Here is a 23,448-nt window from a genome sequence, read left to right on the forward strand (position 1 = left end):
GCTGCTGAACGGGACGTTGGCGTTGCCGGGCCTGCCGCCGATCACGTTCCCGGGTCTGCCGGCGTTCACGCTGCCGAACCTGCCGGCTCTGGGTGCCGACATCAACGCGGCGCTCAATGGGCTGGGCGGCTCGATCAGTGCGTCCCTGAACGGGTTTGGCGCGTCGCTCAACGCGATGTTGTCGGGCGGCCTGACTCTCGGAGCCAACTTGTCCGGATTGATTCAGACCGGTCAGACGCTGGCAACCAACTTCGCCGCGGGCATCAACGGAGCGATTCAGACGGGCGAGACGCTGGCGGCCAACTTCCTGGCCAATCTGCCCGCGCTGACCCTGCCGAACCTGGGCCTGACGATCAACGCCGCTCTGGGGGCCAGCCTCGGCGGGGCCCTGAACGGCCTGGCCCAAGGTGGGGCAACCCTGGCCGCCGGCCTGACGGGCGGCCTCTCGGGCCTGGTCCGTGCGGGCGAGGCCCTGGGCGGCGGCCTGGCGGCGAGCCTGGGCGGTCTGGCCGGCACGGGCAACGCCCTGGCCACCATCTGGGGCGACACGGCCGCTCAGATCGGTTCGGCGCTGTTCGGCGGTGTCTCGTCCAGCCTGGACGTGGCCTTCCCGGGCTTCATCGGGCTGAGCCAGTCCCTGGCGGGCGGCATTTCGGGCGCAGCCAACGCGCTGGCCCAAACCGGAGGCAACCTGGCGGCGTCGTTGAACCTCGCCCTGCGGGACCTCGCGCTTTCCCTGCAGGCCGCGCTCAACGCCAGCCTGGGTATCGGGGTCACCACCTGACCCGGTGGCGCCCAGGAGGCGTCGGGCGGTCCGGGCTCTTCCGAAGCGGAACCCTGACCGATCCGACCTCCTGGGCGCACGCCGCCGGTGGAATGGATTTGCAAACTACTGCATAACCATGCAGAATCGTCGGAATGGCCGACGTATTGAGGGTGGCGGTTGCCGGCGCCACCGGCTACGCGGGCGGGGAGATCCTCCGGCTCCTGCTCGGGCACCCCGCACACGCCGACGGCCGGCTCGCGATCGGCGCCGTGACCGCCGCCGCCAGCGCGGGCAGCGCGCTGGGTGAACACCATCCGCACCTGATCCCGTTGGCGCAGCGCGTGGTCGAGCCCACCGAACCCGCCACCCTCGACGGTCACGATGTGGTGTTCCTGGCCCTGCCGCACGGTCATTCGGCCGCGCTGGCCCAACAACTCGGCTCCGACACCGTGATCATCGACTGCGGCGCCGACTTTCGCCTCACCGACGCCGCCGCCTGGGAGCGCTTCTACGGGACGGCGCATGCCGGCAGCTGGCCGTACGGGCTGCCCGAACTGCCCGGCGCGCGCGACCGGCTACGCGGCGCACGGCGCATCGCGGTCCCGGGTTGCTACCCGACCTCGGCATTGCTGGCGCTGCTGCCGGCCATGGCCGAGGGCCTCATCGAGCCCGCGGTCACCGTCGTCGCCGTCAGCGGCGCGTCCGGGGCCGGTCGCGCGGCCAAGCCCGACCTGCTCGGCGCGGAGCTCATCGGGTCGGCGCGGGCCTACAACATCGGCGGCGCGCACCGGCACACGCCCGAGATCGCCCAGGGGCTGCGGGCCGTCACCGACCGCGACGTCGCGGTGTCGTTCACCCCGGTGCTGATCCCCACCTCCCGGGGCATCCTGGCCACCTGCACCGCGCGCACCCGGGCGCCGCTGTCGCAGCTGCGGGAGGCCTACGAAAAGGCCTACCACGCCGAACCTTTCGTCTACCTGATGCCGGAGGGCCAACTTCCCCGCACCGGATCGGTGCTCGGCAGCAACGCCGCGCACATCGCCGTGGCGGTGGACGAGGCCGCCGAGACGTTCGTGGCGATCGCCGCGATCGACAACCTGGTCAAGGGAACGGGCGGCGCCGCGGTGCAGTCGATGAACCTGGCGCTGGGTTGGCCTGAGACCGAGGGACTTTCGGTGATCGGCGTCGCGCCGTGACCGGGACAAACGAGGCGCGGCTGCTGCGCGAGCAGGGCGTCACCGCCCCGGCCGGGTTCCGGGCCGCCGGGATCGCCGCCGGGATCAAGGCCTCCGGAGCGCGCGATCTGGCGCTGGTCCTCAACGAGGGACCCGACTGCGCGGCCTCCGGCGTGTTCACCCGCAACAAGGTCAAGGCCGCGCCGGTGCTGTGGAGCCAGCAGGTGCTGACCACCGGGCAGTTGCGCGCGGTGATCCTCAACTCCGGCGGCGCCAACGCCTGCACCGGACCCGGTGGCTTCCAGGACACCCACGCCACGGCCGAGGCCGTCGCCGCCGCGCTGTCGGACTGGGGGACCGAGACCGGGGCCATCGAGGTCGCGGTGTGCTCCACCGGGCTGATCGGCGACCGGCTGCCGATGGACAAGGTGCTCGCCGGGGTCCGCGAGATCGTGCACGAGATGGCCGGCGGGCTGACCGGCGGCGACGACGCCGCGCACGCCATCATGACCACCGACACCGTGCCCAAACAGGTTGCGCTGCACCATCCGGACAACTGGACGCTCGGCGGGATGGCCAAGGGGGCGGGCATGCTGGCCCCGTCGCTGGCCACCATGCTGTGCGTGCTGACCACCGACGCGGCCGTCGCGCCGGACGCGCTGGATGGGGCGTTGCGCCGCGCCACCGCGGTCACCTTCGACCGGCTCGACATCGACGGGGCCTGCTCGACCAACGACACCGTGCTGCTGCTGGCGTCGGGGGCCAGCGAGGTCACCCCGTCCCAGGCCGACCTCGACGAGGCGGTGCTGCGGGTCTGCGACGACCTGTGCGCCCAGCTGCAGGCCGACGCCGAGGGCGTGACCAAGCGCGTGAACGTCACCGTCGCCGGGGCGGTCTCCGACGACGACGCGCTGGTCGCCACGCGCACCATCGCCCGCGACAGCCTGGTCAAGACCGCCGTGTTCGGCTCGGACCCCAACTGGGGCCGCGTGCTCGCCGCCGTCGGCATGGCGCCCGTCGCCCTGGACGTCGATCGGATCACGGTGTCGTTCAACGGTTTCACGGTCTTCGCCGACGGTGTTCCGGTGCCGGGCGCACGCGAGGTGGACCTGTCGGGAGCCGACATCGACATCACCGTCGACCTGCAGCTCGGCGACGGCAGGGCCACCATTCGCACCACCGACCTGTCGCATGGCTACGTCGAAGAGAACTCGGCCTACAGCTCATGACCACCAGCACGCTTCCCACCCAGATCAAGGCCCAGGTGCTCGCCGAGGCCCTGCCCTGGCTCAAGCAGCTGCACGGCAAGATCGTCGTCATCAAGTACGGCGGCAACGCCATGACCGACGACACCCTGCGCCACGCCTTCGCCGCCGACATGGCGTTTTTGCGCAACTGCGGCATCCATCCCGTCGTCGTGCACGGCGGCGGACCGCAAATCAGCGCCATGCTGCACCGACTCGGCATCGAGGGCGACTTCAAGGGCGGATTCCGGGTCACCACACCGGAAGTCCTCGACGTGGCACGGATGGTGTTGTTCGGGCAGGTGGGCCGCGAGCTGGTCAACCTGATCAACGCGCACGGACCGTATGCCGTGGGCATCACCGGCGAGGACGCGCAGCTGTTCACCGCCGTGCGGCGCAGCGTCACCGTCGACGGCGTGGCCACCGACATCGGCCTGGTCGGCGACGTCGAGCTGGTCAACACCGCGGCGGTGCTGGATCTGATTGCGGCCCGGCGCATTCCGGTGGTCTCGACACTCGCTCCGGACGCCGAGGGCGTGGTCCACAACATCAACGCCGACACCGCCGCGGCGGCGCTCGCCGAAGCCCTGGGAGCCGAAAAGCTGCTGATGCTCACCGATGTCGAAGGCCTCTACACCAGCTGGCCGGCACGCGATTCGCTGGTCAGCGAGATCGACACCGCCACACTGGCGCAACTGTTGCCCACGCTGGAGGCGGGCATGATCCCCAAAGTCGAGGCGTGCCTGCGCGCCGTCACCGGCGGCGTGCCCAGCGCGCACGTCATCGACGGGCGGGTCGAACACTGCGTGCTGGTCGAGCTTTTCACCGACGCGGGCACCGGCACCAAGGTGGTGAACGCGTGAGTCTCACGGACCGGTGGCAAACCGTCATGATGAACAACTACGGCACGCCGCCGCTGTCGCTGGTCAGCGGCGACGGCGCGGTGGTCACCGACGCGGACGGCAAGGCCTACGTCGACCTGCTCGGCGGCATCGCGGTCAACGTCCTCGGCCACCGGCACCCGGCCCTGATCGAGGCGGTCACCACCCAGCTCAACACGCTGGGCCACACGTCGAATCTGTATGCCACCGAGCCGGGTATCACGCTCGCCGAGGCGCTGGTCGAGCACCTCGGCGCGCCCGCCCGGGTCTTCTTCTGCAACTCGGGAACCGAGGCCGTCGAGGTGGCCTTCAAGATCACCCGGCTGACCGGGCGGACGAATGTCGTTGCGGCCCAAGGGGCATTCCACGGCCGGACGATGGGATCGCTGGCGCTGACAGGTCAGCCTGCCAAGCAGGCGCCATTCGAGCCGTTGCCGGGCAATGTCACCCATGTGCCCTACGGGGACACCAAAGCCCTTGCCGGGGCGGTCGATTCAGCCACCGCGGCCGTGTTCCTCGAACCGATCATGGGGGAGGGCGGCGTCGTCGTCCCGCCCGAGGGCTACCTGGCCGCCGCGCGGGAGGTCACCGCCCGCCACGGCGCGCTGCTGGTGCTCGACGAGGTGCAGACCGGCGTGGGTCGCACCGGCGCCTTCTACGCCCACCAACACGACGGGATCACCCCCGATGTGGTGACGCTGGCCAAGGGCCTGGGCGGCGGGCTGCCGATCGGTGCCTGCCTGGCCGTCGGGGCAGCCGGCGAACTGCTCACTCCGGGACTGCACGGCAGCACCTTTGGCGGCAACCCGGTCTGCACCGCGGCCGCGCTGGGGGTGCTCAAGGCGCTGGCCGACGGCGACCTGATCGCCCGCGCCGCGATGCTGGGCAAGACGCTGAGTCACGGCATCGAGGAACTGCGCCATCCGTTGGTGGACCACGTGCGGGGCAAGGGGCTGCTGCAAGGGGTGGTGCTGACCGCGCCGCACGCCAAGGAGGCCGAGGCGGCCGCGCGCGACGCCGGCTTCCTGGTCAACGCGGCCGCGCCCGACGTGATCCGGCTGGCGCCGCCGCTGATCATCACCGAGGCCCAGCTCGACGGCTTCGTCGAAGCGCTGCCAGCCATCCTGGACGGGGCCGAACGATGACCAGACACTTCCTGCGCGACGACGACCTGTCGCCGGCCGAGCAGGCCGAAATCATCACGCTGGCAGCCGAACTCAAGAAGGACCCGTTCGCCCGTCGGCCCCTGGAGGGGCCGCGCGGCGTCGCGGTCATCTTCGACAAGAACTCGACCCGCACCCGGTTCTCGTTCGAGGTGGGCATCGCCCAGCTCGGCGGGCACGCCGTCGTCGTCGACGGCCGCAGCACCCAGCTCGGCCGCGACGAGACCCTGCAGGACACCGCGCGGGTGCTGTCCCGCTACGTCGACGCCATCGTGTGGCGCACCTTCGGGCAGGACCGGCTCGAGGCGATGGCCGCCACGGCGACCGTGCCGGTCATCAACGCGCTGTCCGACGCGTTCCACCCGTGCCAGGTGCTGGCCGATTTGCAGACCGTTGCCGAGCAAAAGGGGTCACTGAAGGGGTTGCGGCTGAGCTACTTCGGCGACGGCGCCAACAACATGGCCCAGTCGCTGCTGCTGGGCGGGGTCACCGCCGGCGTCCACGTCACCGTCGCCGCGCCCGAGGGGTTCGCGCCCGACCCGGCCGTGGTGGCCGCCGCCCGCAACCGCGCCGAGGACACCGGCGCCTCGGTCACGCTGACCGCCGACCCCGACGCCGCGGCCAAGGGCGCCGACGTCCTGGTCACCGACACCTGGACGTCGATGGGCCAGGAGGGCGACGGGCTGGACCGGGTGGGGCCGTTCCGGCCGTTCCAGCTCAACACCAGGCTCGTCGGGCTGACGGACCCGGAAGCCGTTGTGCTGCACTGCCTTCCGGCCCACCGCGGGGACGAGATCACCGACGAGGTGATGGACGGCGCGGCCAGTGCGGTCTGGGACGAGGCCGAAAACCGGCTGCACGCCCAAAAGGCGCTACTGGTCTGGCTTTTGGAGCGATCGCGATGACGCGCGGCGGCCCGAAGACCACCCCTGTCGAAACGACTCGCGCCGGTCGGCAGGACCGCATCGTGGCGATCCTGTCGTCGTCGTCGATCAGCAGCCAGAGCGAACTGGCGGCCCGGCTGGCCGGCGAGGGCATCGACGTCACCCAGGCCACCCTGTCGCGCGACCTCGAGGAACTCGGCGCGGTCAAGCTGCGCGGCGCCGACGGCGGCGTCGGCGTCTACATCGTTCCCGAGGACGGCAGCCCGGTGCGGGGCGTGACCGGCGGCACCGCGCGGCTGTCCCGGCTGCTGGGCGAGCTGCTGGTGTCCGCCGACGCCAGCGCCAACCTCGCGGTGCTGCGTACCCCGCCCGGCGGCGCAAACTATTTGGCCAGCGCGATCGACCGCGCGGCGCTACCGTACGTCGTCGGCACCATCGCCGGCGACGACACCGTCTTCGTGGCCGCTCGCGAGCCGATGACCGGCGCCGAGCTGGCCACCACCCTGGAGAACCTCAAGTAAAAGGAGATTGGTTCATGTCAGAACGCGTCATCCTGGCGTATTCCGGCGGGCTGGACACCTCGGTGGCGATCAGCTGGATCGGCAAGGAGACCGGCCGCGAGGTGGTGGCGGTGGCCATCGACCTCGGCCAGGGCGGCGAGGACATGGAGGTGATCCGGCAGCGTGCGCTGGACTGCGGCGCCGTGGAGGCCGTCGTCGTCGACGCCCGCGACGAGTTCGCCGAGGGCTACTGCCTGCCGACCGTGCAGAACAACGCGCTGTACATGGACCGCTACCCGCTGGTGTCGGCGATCAGCCGGCCGCTGATCGTCAAGCACCTGGTGGTGGCCGCGCGCGAGCACGGCGGCAGCATCGTCGCGCACGGCTGCACCGGCAAGGGCAACGACCAGGTCCGCTTCGAGGTCGGATTCGCTTCGCTGGCACCGGATCTGGAGGTGCTCGCACCCGTCCGCGACTACGCCTGGACGCGGGAGAAGGCGATCGCGTTCGCCGAGGAGAACGCCATCCCGATCAACGTCACCAAGCGCTCGCCGTTCTCGATCGACCAGAACGTGTGGGGCCGCGCGGTGGAAACCGGTTTCCTGGAACACCTTTGGAACGCCCCCACCAAGGACATCTACGCCTACACCGAAGACCCCACCCTGAACTGGAGCACCCCCGACGAGGTGATCGTCGGGTTCGAGCGCGGCGTGCCGGTGTCCATCGACGGCCGTCCGGTCTCGATGCTGGGCGCCATCGAGGAACTCAACACCCGCGCCGGCGCGCAGGGGGTGGGCCGCCTCGACGTCGTGGAGGACCGACTGGTGGGCATCAAGAGCCGCGAAATCTACGAGGCACCCGGCGCGATGGCGCTGATCACCGCCCACACCGAGCTCGAGCACGTGACCCTGGAGCGCGAACTGGCCCGGTTCAAGCGGCACACCGACCAGCGCTGGGCCGAGCTCGTCTATGACGGGCTGTGGTACTCGCCGCTGAAGACCGCGCTGGAGGCGTTCGTCGCCAAGACCCAGGAGCGCGTCACCGGCGAGATCCGGATGGTGTTGCACGGCGGCCACATCGCGGTCAACGGCCGGCGCAGCGCGGAGTCGCTCTACGACTTCAACCTGGCCACCTACGACGAGGGCGACAGCTTCGACCAGTCGGCCGCCAAGGGCTTCGTCTACGTGCACGGGCTGAGCTCCAAGATCGCGGCCCGCCGGGACCAGGCCACATGACCGTTCTCCGGCGAGCAGACACAAAAGCACCCGACACGCCGGGCGCAGAGGTGCTTTTGTGTCTGTTCGGCACAGAAAAGTGAGCACCCGCGAGGGATCGCTGTGGGGCGGCCGCTTCGCCGACGGCCCGTCCGACGCGCTGGCCGCACTGAGCAAGTCCACGCACTTCGACTGGGTGCTGGCGCCCTACGACATCGTGGCCTCGCGCGCCCACGCCGTGATCCTGTTCCGGGCGGGGCTGCTCACCGAGGACCAGCGCGACGGGCTGCTGGCCGGACTGGACAGCCTCGCCGGCGACGTCGCCGACGGCAGCTTCACCCCGCTGGTCACCGACGAGGACGTGCACGCCGCGCTGGAGCGCGGGCTGATCGACCGGGTCGGCGCCGACCTCGGCGGCCGCTTGAGGGCCGGGCGCTCGCGCAACGACCAGGTGGCCACCCTGTTCCGGATGTGGCTGCGCGACGCCGTGCGCCGCGTCGCCCAGGGCGCGCTCGACGTCGTCGGCGCGCTGGCCGCCCAGGCCGCCGCGCACCCGGCGGCCATCATGCCCGGCAAGACCCACCTGCAGTCCGCCCAGCCGATCCTGCTGGCCCAGCACCTGCTCGCGCACGCGCACCCGCTGCTGCGCGACGTGGACCGCATCGTCGACTTCGACCGGCGCGCGGCGGTGTCCCCGTACGGGTCTGGAGCGCTGGCCGGCTCGTCGCTGGGCCTGGACCCCGACGCGATCGCCGCGGAACTGGGCTTTCGCGCCGCCGCCGACAACTCCGTCGACGCCACCGCGGCCCGCGACTTCGCCGCCGAGGCCGCGTTCGTCTTCGCCATGATCGGCGTCGACCTGTCCCGGCTGGCCGAGGACATCATCCTGTGGAGCTCCACCGAGTTCGGCTACGTCACCCTGCACGACTCCTGGTCCACCGGCAGCTCGATCATGCCGCAGAAGAAGAACCCGGACATCGCCGAGCTGGCCCGCGGCAAGGCCGGCCGGTTGATCGGGAACCTGGCCGGGCTGCTGGCCACACTCAAGGCCCAGCCGCTGGCCTACAACCGTGACCTGCAGGAAGACAAGGAACCCGTGTTCGACGCGGTGGCCCAGCTGGAGCTGCTGCTGCCGGCGATGGCGGGCCTGGTGGCCAGCCTGACGTTCAACGTCGAGCGGATGGCCGCCCTGGCCCCGGCCGGCTACACCCTGGCCACCGACATCGCGGAATGGCTGGTGCGCCAAGGCGTCCCGTTCCGGTCCGCCCACGAGGCGGCCGGGGCGGCGGTGCGCGCCGCCGAACACCGCGGCGTCGGCCTCGACGAGCTCACCGACGACGAGCTGGCCGCCATCAGCCCGGAGCTGACGCCGCAGGTCCGCGAGGTGCTGACGATCGAGGGCTCGGTGTCCTCGCGCGACGGGCGGGGCGGGACCGCGCCGAGCCGCGTCGCCGAGCAGCTCGACGCCGTCCTGGCCGCCGCCGCCGGGCTCAAGGACCGGCTAGGTAGCTGAGTTTCGCCGTTTCCGGCAGACTAAGCTTCCAGCCTGCGAGCAGGTTGAACCGTTCGACCCCGATCGTCGTCACCAAGGGATGGGACCTATGAGCGTCATCGCCGGCGTATTCGGTGCCCTGCCGCCGTACCGCTACTCCCAGCGCGAGCTCACCGACTTCTTCGTCGGCATTCCCGAATTCGAGGGCTACGAGGACATCGTCCGGCAGCTGCACACCAGCGCCAAGGTCAACAGCCGCCACCTGGTCCAGCCGCTCGAGCGGTATCCCGCGCTGAAGGACTTCGGCCGGGCGAACCGCATCTTCATCGACAAGGCCGTCGACCTCGGCTGCGAGGCGCTGTCGGGCGCGCTCGACGAGGCGGGCCTGCGGCCTTCGGACCTCGACGTGCTGGTCACCACGACGGTCACCGGCATCGCCGTCCCGTCGCTGGATGCGCGCATCGCCGGGCGGCTGGGGCTGCGCGACGACGTGCGGCGGATGCCGCTGTTCGGCCTGGGCTGCGTGGCCGGGGCGGCTGGCGTGGCCCGCCTGCACGACTATCTGCGGGGGGCCGAGGACGGCGTCGCGGCCCTGGTCTCGGTCGAGTTGTGCTCGATGACCTACCCCGGCTACAAGCCGTCGCTGGCCGGCATGGTCGGCAGCGCGCTGTTTGCCGACGGCGCCGCGGCGGTGGTCGCCACCGGTGAGCGCCGCGCCGACCAGATCGGCGCGCGCGGGCCCACCATCGTGGACTCGCGCAGCCACCTGTATCCGGATTCGCTGCGCACCATGGGCTACGACGTCGGCGCCGCCGGGTTCGAGCTGGTGCTGTCCAAGGACGTGGCCGCGGTCGTGGAGCAGTACATCTCCGACGACGTGACGTCGTTTCTGGGCGCGCACGGGCTGAGCGTCGCCGACATCGGCGGCTGGGTCAGCCATCCCGGCGGTCCCAAGGTGATCGAGGCGATCGTCGCGGCGCTCGAGTTGTCGCCGCAGGCGCTGGAGCTGACGTGGCGCTCGCTCGGCGAGATCGGCAACCTGTCGTCGGCGTCGGTCCTGCACGTGCTGCGGGACACCCTGGCCAAACCGCCGCCCAGCGAGAGCCCCGGGCTGATGCTCGCGATGGGCCCGGGATTCTGTTCCGAACTCGTGCTGCTGCAGTGGCACTGATTTTGCTGTGCTCGTGGATATTTCGTCGTACCGTAGGGGATCGCCCGTTGCTGGTGGGGCATCGAGGCAAGTGATGGCGATGATGCGGCGGGAGCGTGGTCGGGGGTTTGTTCGGGGGTTTCGGGGGGCTGAGCGAGAAGCCGTCCCCGACCCCCGTTCGGATGACTGACGAGAGGCCGGGTCGCGTGAACAGCACCCAAGATGAGCTCGTCGAGGCGCTCCGCCGATCACTGAAGGAAAACGAGCGGCTGAAGCGGGAAAACCGCCGTTATCTGGCGACCGAACCGGTCGCGGTGGTGGGGATGGCCTGCCGGTATCCGGGCGGGGTGGACTCCCCGGAGGCCCTGTGGGAGATGGTGGCCGAGGGCCGCGACGTGGTTTCGGAGTTCCCGGCGGATCGCGGCTGGGACCTGGCGGACCTGTTCGATCCCGACCCCGACGCGGCGGGCAAGTCCTACGCGAGGTGCGGCGGATTTCTGTCCGGCGTCGGCGATTTCGATGCCGGGTTCTTCGGGATCGCGCCGAGTGAGGCGCTGGCGATGGATCCGCAGCAACGCCTGTTGCTGGAGGTGTCGTGGGAGGCGTTGGAGCGGGCCGGCATCGACCCGCTCGCGCTGCGCGGCTCGCCCACGGGCGTGTTCGCCGGGGTGTTCCACGGTTCCTACGGCGGGCAGGGCCGGGTGCCCCGTGACCTGGAACGCTATGGGCTGCGCGGGTCCACCCTGAGCGTGGCGTCCGGACGGGTGGCCTACTCGCTGGGGCTGGAGGGTCCCGCAGTGTCGGTGGACACCGCGTGCTCGTCGTCGCTGGTGGCGATGCACCTGGCCGCGCAGTCGTTGCGGTCCGGCGAGTGCGACCTCGCTTTGACCGGCGGCGTGACCGTGATGGCGACGCCGGCGATGTTCATCGAATTCAGCAGGCAGCGAGCGCTGTCCGCCGACGGGCGCTGCAAGGCCTACGCAGGGGCGGCCGACGGCACCGGCTTCTCCGAGGGCGTCGGCGTGCTGGTGCTGGAGCGGCTGGCCGACGCCCGGCGGCTGGGCCATCCGGTGCTGGCGGTGCTGCGGGGGTCGGCGGTGAATCAGGACGGCGCCTCCAACGGGCTGGCGACGCCCAACGGGCCGTCGCAGCAGCGGGTGATCCGGGCGGCGCTGGCCAGCGCGCGGCTGGGCGCGGCCGACGTGGACCTGGTCGAGGGCCACGGCACGGGCACCACCCTGGGCGATCCCATTGAGGCTCAGGCGCTTTTGGCCACCTACGGGCAGGACCGGCCGGCCGATCGGCCCCTGTGGCTGGGGTCGATCAAGTCGAACATGGGGCATTCGTCGGCCGCGGCGGGCGCCGCCGGCGTCATCAAGATGGTGCAGGCGATGCGGCAAGGCCTGATGCCCAAGACGTTGCACGTGGACGAACCCACGCCGCATGTGGATTGGTCGGCCGGGGCGGTGTCGCTGTTGACCGAGCCGCGCGCCTGGCCTGCGCAGGACCGGCCGCGGCGCGCGGGGGTGTCGTCGTTCGGGATCAGCGGCACCAACGCGCACGTGATCCTGGAAGAGGTTGCCCCGGAAAGCGTTGGGGTGCAAGGTGATAATGCGGCCGCCCCGTGGGTGCTGTCGGCCCGCTCACCCGAGGCGCTGGCGCAGCAGGCCGCCCGGCTGCTCGCACGCGTGAGCGCCGATCCGGGCCTGCGTGCGGTGGACGTGGGATGGTCCCTGGTGGCGACGCGCTCGTCGTTCGCCCATCGCGCGGTGGTGGTCGGCAGTGTTCCCGACGAATTGGCCGCCGGCCTGGCGGGCCTGGCCGGCGGTGAGCCGGGCGCGAACGTGGTGACCGGCCGGGCGCGGCCGGTGGGCAAGACGGTGTTCGTGTTTCCCGGGCAGGGCTCGCAGTGGGCCGGCATGGGCGCCGAGTTGCTCGACACCTCACCGGTATTCGCCGAGCAGCTGCGGCGCTGCCACGACGCGCTGGCCGCGCACGTGGAATGGTCGCTGCTCGACGTCATCCGCGGCGCGCCGGGGGCGCCGGGGCTGGATCGCGTCGACGTGGTGCAGCCCGCGCTGTGGGCGGTGATGGTGTCGCTCGCCGAATTGTGGCGCTCGCTGGGCGTGGTCCCCGACGCCGTGATCGGGCATTCGCAGGGCGAGATCGCGGCCGCGTGCGTGGCGGGCGCGCTGTCGCTCGAAGACGCCGCCCGGGTCGTCGCGCTGCGCAGCCGGCTGCTGGTGGGGCTGTCGGGCGCGGGCGGCATGGTGTCGCTGGCCTGCGGGCCGGCGCGGGCGCGGGAGTTGGCGGTCGAGTGGGGGGATCGGCTGAATGTCGCCGCGGTCAACGGTGTTTCGGCGGTCGTGGTGTCCGGCGATCCGGATGCCCTGGGCGAGCTGATGCGGCGCTGCGAGGCCGAGGATATCCGTGCCCGCGCCATCGACGTGGACTACGCGTCGCACTCCGCGCACGTCGACGCGATCCGCGAGCCGCTCGCCGGCGCGTTGGCCGGCATCGCGCCGCGGTCGTCTTCGGTCGCGTTCTTCTCGACGGTGACCGGCGGGCGTATGGACACCGCCGGCCTGGACGCCGACTACTGGTTCCGCAGCATCCGCCAGACCGTGCAATTCGACGCGGCGGTGCGCAGCGCGGCCGGCGCGGGGCATCGCGTCTTCGTCGAATCCAGCCCCCACCCGGTGCTGATCGCCGGCATCGAGGACACGCTGGCCGATGCCGGTTTCGGGGACGACGCGGTCGTCGTTCCATCGCTGGGACGCGATGATGGTGGGCTGCAACGCTTTTGGCTGTCCGCCGGGCGGGCGCACGTGGCCGGCGCCGCGGTGGATTGGCGGCCGGCCCTGGCCAGCGGGCGACGGGTGGACCTGCCGACGTACGCGTTTGTGCGGCGGCGGTTCTGGCTGGCGGACGGGTCGGCGGTGTCGGGCGATGCCGGCGGCCTGGGCGTGGCGGGCGCCGGGCACGCCCTGCTGGGCGCGGTGGTGGAACGGCCCGATTCGGGTGGGGTCGTGCTGACCGGCCGGCTTTCGGTGGCGGCTCAGCCGTGGCTGGCCGCGCACGCGGTGGCCGGGACGGTGTTGTTCCCCGGGACGGGTTTCGTGGAGTTGGCCGTCCGGGCCGGCGACGAGGTCGGCTGCGGGGCGATCGAGGAGCTGACCCTGTCCGCACCGCTGGTCTTGCCCGCGACCGCGGGCGTGCGGGTGCAGGTGGTGGTCGGCGCGCCCGACGAATCCGGACGACGGGACGCGTCGGTGTATTCGGCTGGCGCCCAACCGGGTTCGGAATGGGTGTTGCACGCGCAGGGCGTGCTGGGCGAACGGGCGGTCACGCCTTCCGCGGACCTGTCGGTGTGGCCGCCTGTCGGTGCCGCCGCGGTGGACGTCGGCGGCGCCTACGACCGCCTGGCGGCGCGCGGCTATGAGTACGGCCCCGCGTTTCGCGGCCTGCGGGCGATGTGGCGGCGCGGGGACGAGACCTTCGCCGAGGTCGACGTCCCGCAGGAGGCGGGCGCGCAGGCCGGCGGGTTCGGGCTGCACCCGGTGCTGCTCGACGCGGCGCTGCATGCCGTGGGGGTGGCGGCGGAAGGCGCCCCGACCGTGTTGCCGTTCTCCTGGCAGGGCGTGTCGCTGCACGCGGCCGGCGCCACCCGCGCGCGCGTTCGGATAGCGCCGGCGGGCGCCGAGGCGGTGGCGGTGGAGTTGGCCGACGCGGCGGGGCTGCCGGTGTTGTCGGTGCGGTCGCTGGTGATGCGCCCGGTGTCGCCGGGGCAGCTGTCGGCGGCCGGGCAATCTCCGGCCCCCGCCGAGGGGCTGCTGGAGGTGGTATGGGCGCCGATCACCGCGGCGGACAACGTCTTTGGCGAGGACATTGCGGTGTGGCAGCTCGCCGACGCCGACCCGGACGTGGTGGGTTCGGTACACGCGGCCACCACAGAGGTGCTGGGCGTGTTGCAATCCTGGCTGGCCGGCGACGGGTCCGGGGTGCTGGCGGTCCTCACCCGCGGCGCCATGGCACTGCCCGGCGAGGACGTCTCCGACCTGGCGGGCGCAGCGGTGTGGGGGCTGGTGCGCTCGGCGCAGGCCGAACACCCCGGCCGGGTGGTGCTGATCGACTCCGACGGCTCGGTCGAGGTCTCGGCGGTGATCGGTTGCGCCGAGCCGCAATTGGTGATCCGCGCGGGTGTGGTCCACGCGGCCCGGCTGGCCCCGGTGGCGGCCGACTCGGTCCTGCGGCTGCCGGCGCGGGGCTGGCGGCTGGACGCCGGACGCGGCGGCACGCTGGAGGACCTGGTGGTGCGCCCCGGGCCGCAAGCCGAATTGGGGGCGGGGCAGGTGCGCGTGGCCGTGGCCGCGGTCGGGGTGAATTTCCGGGATGTGTTGGTGGCGCTGGGCATGTATCCCGGCGGCGGCCAGCTCGGGGCCGAGGGCGCCGGGGTGGTCGTCGAGGCCGGGCCGGGCGTGACGGGGGTGGCCGTCGGCGACCCGGTGATGGGACTGCTCGGGGTGGTCGGTTCCGAGGCGGTGGTGGACGAGCGCCTGGTCACCCGGGTGCCGGCGGGGCTGTCCCTGGTGCGGGCCGCGGGCGTGCCGGTGGTGTTCCTGACCGCGCTGTACGGGTTGGCGGTGCTGGCGGGGCTGCGGGCGGGGCAGCGGGTGCTGGTGCACGCCGCCACCGGTGGGGTGGGCATGGCCGCGGTGCAGCTGGCGCGGCACTGGGGCGCGGAGGTGTTCGCCACCGCCAGCCGCGGCAAGTGGGACACGTTGCGCGCCATGGGTTTCGACGACGACCACATCGGCGACTCGCGGACGCTCGGGTTCGAGGAGAAGTTTTTGGCCGCCACCGGTGGGGCGGGCGTGGACGTGGTGCTCAACTCGCTGGCCGGCGAGTTCACCGACGCGTCGTTGCGCCTGTTGACCCGCGGCGGCCCGTTCATCGAGATGGGCAAGACGGATCCCCGCGACCCGGTCCTGATCGCGCAGCAACACCCGGGCGTGGTGTATCGGGCGTTCGACCTGATGGAGGCCGGCCCCGACCGCACCGCGGCGATGCTGGCCGAGGCGCTGCAACTGCTGGCCGACGGCGCCGTGGAACCGTTGCCGCTCACTACGTTTGACGTGCGGTGCGCCGTGGCGGCCTACCGGTTCGTCAGCTCGGCGCGCCACATCGGCAAGGTGGCACTGACGATCCCCGACGGGCCCGGCGGGCCGCTCAGCGGCTGCGGCGGCGGGCTGGCCGGCGGCAGCGTCGTCGTCACCGGCGGCACCGGCATGGCCGGTTCGGCGCTGGCCCACCACCTCGTCGAGCGCTACGGGGTGGCGCACGTGGTGCTGGCCAGCCGCGCCGGAGCGCGCGCCGACGGCGTCGCGGAGCTGGTGGGCCGATTGGAGGAGGCCGGGGCCAAGGTGTCGGTGGCGGCCTGCGACGTGGCCGACCGCTCGGCCGTGGCCGCGATGCTCGCACAGCTGCCGGACGACTACCCGCTGCGCGCGGTCGTGCACGCGGCCGGGGTGCTGGACGACGGGCTGATCTCCTCGCTGACACCGGACCGGGTGGACGCGGTGTTGCGGGCCAAGGTCGACGGGGCCTGGAACCTGCACGAGCTGACCCGGGACCGCAATTTGGCCGCGTTCGTGGTGTTTTCGTCGATGGCCGGGACCGTGGGCACACCGGGCCAGGCCAACTACGCGGCAGCCAACAGCTTCCTCGACGGGTTGATCGCGCATCGACGCGCGCACGGTCTTCCGGGTCTGTCGGTGGCCTGGGGGCTGTGGGAACAGTCCTCGGCGATGACGGCGCACCTGGGCGAGCGGGACAAGGCCCGGATCGGCCGGATCGGGCTGGCGGCCCTGTCCACTGAGCAGGCGCTGGAGTCGTTCGACACCGCGCTGCTGGTGGAGCGCCCCGTGGTGGTCGCCGTCCGGGTGGACCGAGCCGCCCTGTCCGACAACGCCGACGGGCTGCCCCCGCTGCTGCGCGAGCTGGCCGGACGCCCGGGCCGTCGCGTCGTCGCCGAGGCCGAGGTCACCGCGTCGACGACCGGCCTCAAGGCACGCCTGCACGGGCTGAGCCCGGAGGCGCGCCGGCACGAACTGGTCGAGCTGGTGCGCGGCAACGCAGCGACCGTACTGGGCCTGCCCGGCGGCGCGGACGTCGAGCCCGGCCGGGCGTTCCAGGAACTCGGCTTCGACTCCCTGACCGCCGTCGAACTGCGCAACCGGCTGAAAACCGCCACCGGGCTTACCCTTTCGCCGACTCTGATTTTCGACTACCCCACGCCGGCCGTCCTCGCCGACCACCTCGGCGCCGAACTGGCCACCACCACCGACCGGCCGGCCCTGATGGCCCGCTTCGACGACATCGTCCGCGAACTGCAGGCGCTGCTCGACGCGCCCGACTGCAAGCCCGACGACAAAGCGCGGCTGAGCGCCCGCATCCACAATCTGCTTGCCAACCTCGCGCCCGCCGACCGTGCCGAGCCGGAACGGCTCGACGAGCTCGACCAGGATCTGCACGCCGCCGACGAAAGCGAACTTTTCGCGATCCTCGACGATGAGCTCGGAATCTGAGCATCAGGAATGACCCGGAAATGGCTCGAGATATGACGGACCCGAATACCTCCAAGCACGTCGACTACCTCAAGCGCCTGACCGCCGACCTGCGCCGGGCCCGGCGGCGGCTCGCCGAGCTCGAGGGCAAGCTGTCCGAGCCGGTGGCGATCGTCGGCATGTCCTGCCGCTACGCCGGCGGGGTGGATTCGCCGGAAGCCTTGTGGCAGCTGGTGGTCGAGGGCCGCGACGCGGTGGGCGACTTTCCCGCCGACCGGGGGTGGGACGTCGACGCACTGTACGACCCGGACCCCGACGCGCCGGGCAAGATGTACATGCGCCAGGGCAGTTTCCTGCAGAACGCCGGCGACTTCGACGCGGGGTTCTTCGGCATCGGGCCCAGCGAGGCGCTGGCGATGGACCCGCAGCAACGGCTCATGCTCGAGGTGTCCTGGGAAGCGTTGGAGCGGGCCGGGATTGACCCGCTGGGGCTGCGCGGCTCAGCGACGGGGGTGTTCGCCGGGGTCATCCACGCCGGCTACGGCGGCGAGGTGAAGGGCGAGCTGGAGGGTTACGGCCTTACCGGCTCCACGCTGAGCGTGGCCTCGGGCCGGGTGTCCTACGTGCTGGGGCTCGAGGGCCCGGCGGTGTCGGTGGACACGGCGTGTTCGTCGTCGTTGGTGGCCATGCATCTGGCGGCGCACGCGTTGCGTTCGGGGGAGTGCGATCTGGCGCTGGCAGGTGGCGTCACGGTCATGGCCACCGCGGCCGCGTTCGTCGAGTTCAGCCGGCAACGGGCGCTCGCCCCCGACGGCCGGTGCAAGGTGTACGCCGGCGCCGCCGACGGCACGTCGTGGTCGGAAGGCGCGGGCGTGCTCGTGCTGGAGCGCCTGGCCGACGCGCGGCGGCTGGGGCATCCGGTGCTCGCGGTGCTGCGCGGGTCGGCGGTCAATCAGGACGGCGCCTCCAACGGGCTGACGGCCCCCAACGGGCCGTCGCAGCAGCGGGTGATCCGCGCGGCGCTGGCCGACGCCGGGCTGACCACCGCCGACGTGGACGTGGTCGAGGGGCACGGCACCGGAACGGTATTGGGCGATCCGATCGAGGCCCAGGCGCTGCTGGCGACCTACGGGCAGGACCGGCCGGCGGACCGGCCGCTGTGGCTGGGATCGATCAAGTCCAACATCGGTCACACCTCGGCCGCGGCCGGGGTGGCCGGGGTGATCAAGATGATCCAGGGGATGCGGCACGGGCTGATGCCCAAGACGCTGCACGTGGATGAGCCCACGCCGCATGTGGATTGGTCGGCGGGCGCGGTGTCGCTGCTGACCGAGCCCCGCCGCTGGCCGGCCCGGCCGGGCGGCCCGCGCCGGGCCGGGGTGTCGTCGTTCGGGATCAGCGGCACCAACGCCCACGTGATCGTCGAACAGGCCCCCGACAGGCCGGAAGATCCTACGCCTGAACGCGACGACTCCAATCCCGTTGTGCCGTGGGTGGTTTCGGCTCGATCCGAACCGGCGCTCGCCGCTCAGGCGGCGCGTCTGTTGACGCACCTGGACACGGATGCCGCCGCCGCCGACGTCGGCTGGTCGTTGGCCACCACGCGGTCGCCCCTCGAGCATCGGGCGGTCCTCGTCGGCGCCGATCGCGAAGCGCTGCGCGAAGCCTTGGCAGAACTGGCCGCCGGCAACCCGGCGCACGCGGCGGTGGGGATCGCGCGGTCGCCGGGCCAGACGGTGTTCATGTTCCCCGGTCAGGGCTCCCAATCGCTCGGCATGGGCGCCGCGCTGCACGGGCGTTTCCCGGCGTTTGCCGCCGCCTTCGACGAGGCCGCCGCGGCGGTGGACGCCCACCTGCGGCTGCCGCTGCGCCAGGTGATGTGGGGCGAGAACCCGGAGTTGTTGCAGAGCACCGAGTTTGCCCAGCCGGCGCTGTTCGTCGTCGAGGTGGCGCTGGCGGCGCTGTGGCGGTCGTGGGGCGTGCTGCCCGACGTGGTGCTCGGCCACTCGGTGGGCGAGCTCGCGGCCGCGCACGTGGCCGGGGTGCTGTCGCTGCCCGACGCCGCGCGCGTGGTGGCGGCGCGCGGGCGGTTGATGGCGGGGCTGCCCGCCGGCGGCGTGATGGTCGCCGTCGCCGCCGACGAGGCCGAGGTGGCCCCGCTGCTGACCGGCGCCGTGAGCATCGCGGCGGTCAACGGCCCGAACGCGGTGGTGGTGTCCGGTGAGCGGGCCGCGGTCGACGCGGTGGCCGGCGGGCTGGCGCAGCGCGGCCGGCGTGTGCACCGGCTGGCGGTCTCGCACGCGTTCCACTCGGCGTTGATGGATCCCGTGCTCGACGAGTTTTCCGCGGTGGTGGCGGACGTCAAGCCCGGTGAGCCGCGAATCACGTTGGTGTCCAACGTGACCGGTCAGCCGGCCGGGCCGGGGTACGGGTCGGCGGCGTACTGGGTGCGGCACGTGCGCGAGCCGGTGCGCTTCTTCGACGGGGTGCGGGCGGCCGAGGCGCTGGGCGCCGGGGTGTTCCTGGAGGTCGGCCCGGGCGCCGCCCTGACGGCGTCGGTGGCCCAGGCATCGACCACGCCGACGGTGACGTCGGTGGCCAAGGACCGCCCCGAGATCGATTCGGTGCTGCGCGCGGCCGCGAACCTGTTCGTCGCCGGCCGCGCCGTCGACTGGGCCGCGACGTTCGAAGACCTGAACCCGCGACGGATTCCATTGCCCACCTATGCCTTTCAGCGGCGCCGGTATTGGCTACCGGCCGAGCTGGTCGGCACCAGCGACGTGGGCGCGTCGGGGTTGGTGGGGACCGAGCACGGCTTGTTGGGCGCGGTGGTGGAGCGGCCCGACTCCGGCGGCGTGGTGCTGACGGGCCGGCTGTCGACGGTCGCCCAGCCGTGGCTGGCCGACCACGCGGTGGCCGGCACGGTGTTGTTCCCGGGCGCCGGGTTCGTCGAGCTGGTGCTGCGCGCCGCCGACGAGGTCGGCTGCTCGGTGGTCGAGGAGCTGACGCTGTCGGCCCCGCTGCTGCTGCCGGTGACCGGCGGGGTGCGCGTGCAGGTGGTGGTCGGGGTGGCGGGCGAGTCGGGGCGCCGGCCGGTCGCGGTGTATTCGGCGGGCCTGCATGCGGATTCGGGCTGGGTGTTGCACGCCGAGGGCGAGCTGAGCGTGGACCCCATCCAACCCTCCGCCGAGCTGTCGGTGTGGCCGCCGGCCGGGGCGACGCCGGTGGACGTGGCCGGCGGCTACGACCGGTTGGCCGAACTGGGCTACGACTACGGCCCGGCCTTCCGCGGCCTGCAGGCGATGTGGCGGCGGGGCGGGGAGATCTACGCCGAGGTCGCCGTGCCGCCGGCCGCCGGGGTGACCGTCGGCGGGTACGGCATCCACCCGGTGCTGCTGGACGCGGCCCTGCACGCGCTGGGGATGGACGACGAACACGCCCACGCCGTCCTGCCGTTCTCCTGGCAGGGCGTGTGCCTGCACGCGGCCGGCGCGCCGCGGGCGCGGGTGCGGCTGGCCCCGGCCGGCGCCGGCGGGGTCTCGCTGGAGCTCGCCGACGCGGCGGGCCTGCCCGTGCTGACCGTGCGGGAGTTGGCTCTTCGGCCGGTGTCGCCCGGGCAGCTGTCGGCGGGGGCGGCCCGCACCTCGGGTGAGGGCCTCTTCGAGCTGGCCTGGGCGCCGCTGGAGCCCGACGCCGCGGGCGCCCCGGTCACGGTGTGGGAGTTGGGGTCCCAGGGCGGCCCGCCCGCTTCGGTGTACGCCGCCACGCACGAGGCGCTGGGCGTGTTGCAGTCCCGGCTGGCCGCCGACACCGCGGGCGTGCTGGTCGTGCTGACCCACGGGGCGGTCGGGCTGAGCGACGGGGAGGTCACCGACCCGGCCGCCGCGGCGGTGTGGGGGCTGGTGCGCTCGGCGCAGGCCGAGCACCCCGGCCGGGTGGTCCTGGTGGATTCGGACGGGTCGCTCGACCTCGACGACATGAACGCCGTGATCGACGGTGGCGAACCGCAATTGGTGGTGCGCGCCGGCGAGGTGTATGCGCCGCGGCTGGCGCCGGCCCGGGTCGGGCCGCTGCTGGCGCTGCCGCCGGGGGAGTGGCGGCTGGCGGCGGGAGAGTCGGGGACGCTCGAGGAGCTCGTGGTGCAGCCCCGCCCGCGGGCCGAACTGGCCGCCGGGCAGGTGCGGGTGGCGATCGCGGCCGCCGGGGTGAACTTCCGGGACGTGCTGGTGGCGCTGGGCATGTATCCCGGCGCGGCCGAGTTGGGCGCGGAGGGCGCCGGGCTGGTCGTCGAGGCCGGGCCCGGCGTGACCGGCCTGGCCGTCGGCGACGCGGTGACGGGGATCGTGGGCCTGACGGGTTCCGAGGCGGTGGTCGACCAGCGCCTGCTCACCCGGGTCCCGGCGGGCTGGTCGTTGGCCCAGGCCGCCGGGGTGCCGGTGGTGTTCCTCACCGCGCTGTACGGGTTGTCGGATCTGGCCGGGCTGCGCGCGGGGCAGCGGGTGCTGGTGCACGCCGCCGCCGGCGGGGTCGGGATGGCCGCGGTGCAGCTGGCGCGGCACTGGGGCGCGGAGGTGTTCGCCACCGCCAGCCGCGGCAAGTGGGACACGTTGCGCGCCATGGGTTTCGACGACGACCACATCGGCGACTCGCGGACGCTCGGGTTCGAGGAGAAGTTCCTGGCCACCACCGGCGGGACCGGCGTCGACGTGGTGCTCAACTCGCTGGCCGGCGAGTTCACCGACGCGTCGCTGCGCCTTCTGACCCGCGGGGGCCGGTTCGTCGAGATGGGCAAGACCGACCTGCGCGACCCGGACCTGATCGCGCGGCAACACCCTGGCGTGGGGTATCGGGCGTTCGACCTGATGGAGGCCGGCCCCGACCGCATCGCGGCGATGCTGGCCGAATTGATGAGCCTGTTCGCCGCCGGCACGCTGACGCCGTTGCCGGTCAAGGCTTTCGACGTGCGGCACGCCCCCGAGGCCTACCGGTTCGTCAGCCACGCCCGCCATATCGGCAAGGTGGTGCTCACCCTGCCCGACGGTCCCGGCGGGCTGGCCGGGGGAACGGCCCTGATCACCGGCGGGACCGGCATGGCCGGTTCGGCGCTGGCCCGCCACCTGGTCGGCCGTTACCGGGTTCCGCACGTGATGCTGGTCAGCCGCGGCGGCGAACGGACCGGCGGCACAGCCGAACTCGTGACCGAGCTGACCGAAGCCGGCGCGTCGGTCACGGTGGCCTCCTGTGACGTCGCCGACCCGGTCGCGGTGGCCGCGCTGCTCGACCAAATGCCGACGGCCCATCCGCTGCGTGGGGTGTTCCATGCCGCGGGCGTGCTGGACGACGGCCTGATCACCTCGCTGACCCCCGACCGGCTGGACGCGGTGTTGCGGGCCAAGGTCGACGGCGCCTGGAACCTGCACGAGCTCACCAAGGACCTGAATCTGTCGGCGTTCGTGATGTTTTCGTCGATGGCCGGCATCGTGGGCGCCCCGGGCCAGGGAAACTACGCGGCGGCCAACAGCTTCCTGGACGCGCTGGCCGCCTACCGGCGCGCCCACGGCCTGACCGGGACGTCGGTGGCGTGGGGGTTGTGGGAGCAGCCCAGCGCCATGACGCGGCACCTCGGCGACGCGGACCGGGCCCGCATGAGCCGCGCCGGGCTGGCGCCGCTGTCCAGCCGGCAGGCGTTGGCCCTCTTCGACGACGCGATGCTGGCCGACCGCTCGGTACTGGTGGCCACCCGGCTGGACACGGCGGCGCTGGGCCGCGCCGGCGACGCGCTGCCCCCGCTGCTGCGCGGGCTGGCGGCCCGCCCGAACCGTCGCGTCATCGCCGACGCGGGCGCCGCGGCGGCCTCGGCGTCGGGGCTGCGCGCGCGCCTGCACGGGCTCACCGCCGAGCAGCGGCACCGCGAGCTCGTCGATCTGGTGTGCGGCGACGCCGCCACCGTGCTCGGGCACGCCGGCGTCGACGCCGACCGCGACTTCGGCGACCTCGGGTTCGACTCGCTGACCGCGGTCGAGCTGCGCAACCGGCTCAAGGCCGCGACGGGGCTGACGCTGTCGCCCACGCTGATCTTCGACCACCCCACGCCCTCGGCGCTGGCCGAACACCTCGACACCGAATTGGCCGGTGGCGCCACCGATGCGGCGCCGGACCGCCTGGCCCGATTCAACGACGTCGCGGGCGAACTGCAAACGCTGATCGACCAGCCGGGCTGGACCCCCGCGGACAAAGACCAGCTGAGCGCGCGCGTCCAGGCGCTGCTGGCCGCCCTGCAGCCCCAACCCGACCCCGACTCCGACCCCGACGACAAGTTCTACGAGGACTTTCCGGACGACTTTCACGACGACATCGAAACCGCCACCGAGGCAGAGCTTTTCGCCATCCTCGACGAGGAAGTCGGGCCGTAG

At 72.6% G+C, this 23,448-nt stretch carries 10 protein-coding genes and 2 pseudogenes; all 12 read left to right on the forward strand.

The window, feature by feature from the left end:
* A pseudogene (locus AC5Y43_RS23165) lies at positions 1 to 784 on the forward strand (hypothetical protein); the annotation flags it as partial.
* Between the two features lie 118 nt (positions 785 to 902).
* Positions 903 to 1,962, forward strand: a pseudogene (argC, locus tag AC5Y43_RS23170) (N-acetyl-gamma-glutamyl-phosphate reductase).
* Complete coding sequence (gene argJ, locus AC5Y43_RS23175) at positions 1,959 to 3,170, forward strand: bifunctional glutamate N-acetyltransferase/amino-acid acetyltransferase ArgJ (protein ID WP_499976429.1); 1,212 nt, start codon at positions 1,959 to 1,961, stop codon at positions 3,168 to 3,170. Before argC ends, argJ begins: the two are co-directional and overlap by 4 nt.
* Entirely contained in the window at positions 3,167 to 4,048 is an 882-nt protein-coding gene (argB, locus tag AC5Y43_RS23180; protein WP_499976431.1) for an acetylglutamate kinase, read from the forward strand. Before argJ ends, argB begins: the two co-directional genes overlap by 4 nt.
* A gap of 26 nt (positions 4,049 to 4,074) precedes the next feature.
* Positions 4,075 to 5,211, forward strand: coding sequence for an acetylornithine transaminase (locus AC5Y43_RS23185; RefSeq protein WP_499976568.1), 1,137 nt, complete (start codon positions 4,075 to 4,077; stop codon positions 5,209 to 5,211).
* Complete coding sequence (gene argF / locus AC5Y43_RS23190; RefSeq protein WP_499976433.1) at positions 5,208 to 6,134, forward strand: ornithine carbamoyltransferase; 927 nt, start codon at positions 5,208 to 5,210, stop codon at positions 6,132 to 6,134. The genes AC5Y43_RS23185 and argF overlap by 4 nt, the downstream gene beginning before the upstream one ends.
* A complete protein-coding gene (locus AC5Y43_RS23195; RefSeq protein WP_499976435.1) occupies positions 6,131 to 6,634 on the forward strand; it encodes an arginine repressor in 504 nt (167 codons plus the stop codon). The genes argF and AC5Y43_RS23195 overlap by 4 nt, the downstream gene beginning before the upstream one ends.
* Positions 6,635 to 6,648: 14 nt before the next feature.
* Entirely contained in the window at positions 6,649 to 7,848 is a 1,200-nt protein-coding gene (locus AC5Y43_RS23200; protein WP_499976437.1) for an argininosuccinate synthase, read from the forward strand.
* 79 nt (positions 7,849 to 7,927) lie between these two features.
* Complete coding sequence (argH, locus tag AC5Y43_RS23205; protein ID WP_499976571.1) at positions 7,928 to 9,340, forward strand: argininosuccinate lyase; 1,413 nt, start codon at positions 7,928 to 7,930, stop codon at positions 9,338 to 9,340.
* 88 nt (positions 9,341 to 9,428) lie between these two features.
* Positions 9,429 to 10,490, forward strand: a complete 1,062-nt coding sequence (locus tag AC5Y43_RS23210; RefSeq protein ID WP_499976439.1) for a type III polyketide synthase — start codon at positions 9,429 to 9,431, stop codon at positions 10,488 to 10,490.
* A gap of 161 nt (positions 10,491 to 10,651) precedes the next feature.
* Positions 10,652 to 17,056: an SDR family NAD(P)-dependent oxidoreductase gene (locus AC5Y43_RS23215; RefSeq protein WP_499976440.1), complete on the forward strand. Its 6,405-nt coding sequence runs from the start codon at positions 10,652 to 10,654 to the stop codon at positions 17,054 to 17,056.
* A gap of 32 nt (positions 17,057 to 17,088) precedes the next feature.
* A complete protein-coding gene (locus AC5Y43_RS23220) occupies positions 17,089 to 23,448 on the forward strand; it encodes a type I polyketide synthase (RefSeq protein ID WP_499976442.1) in 6,360 nt (2,119 codons plus the stop codon).

It is taken from the genome of Mycobacterium sp. NGS57, assembly GCF_059812405.1.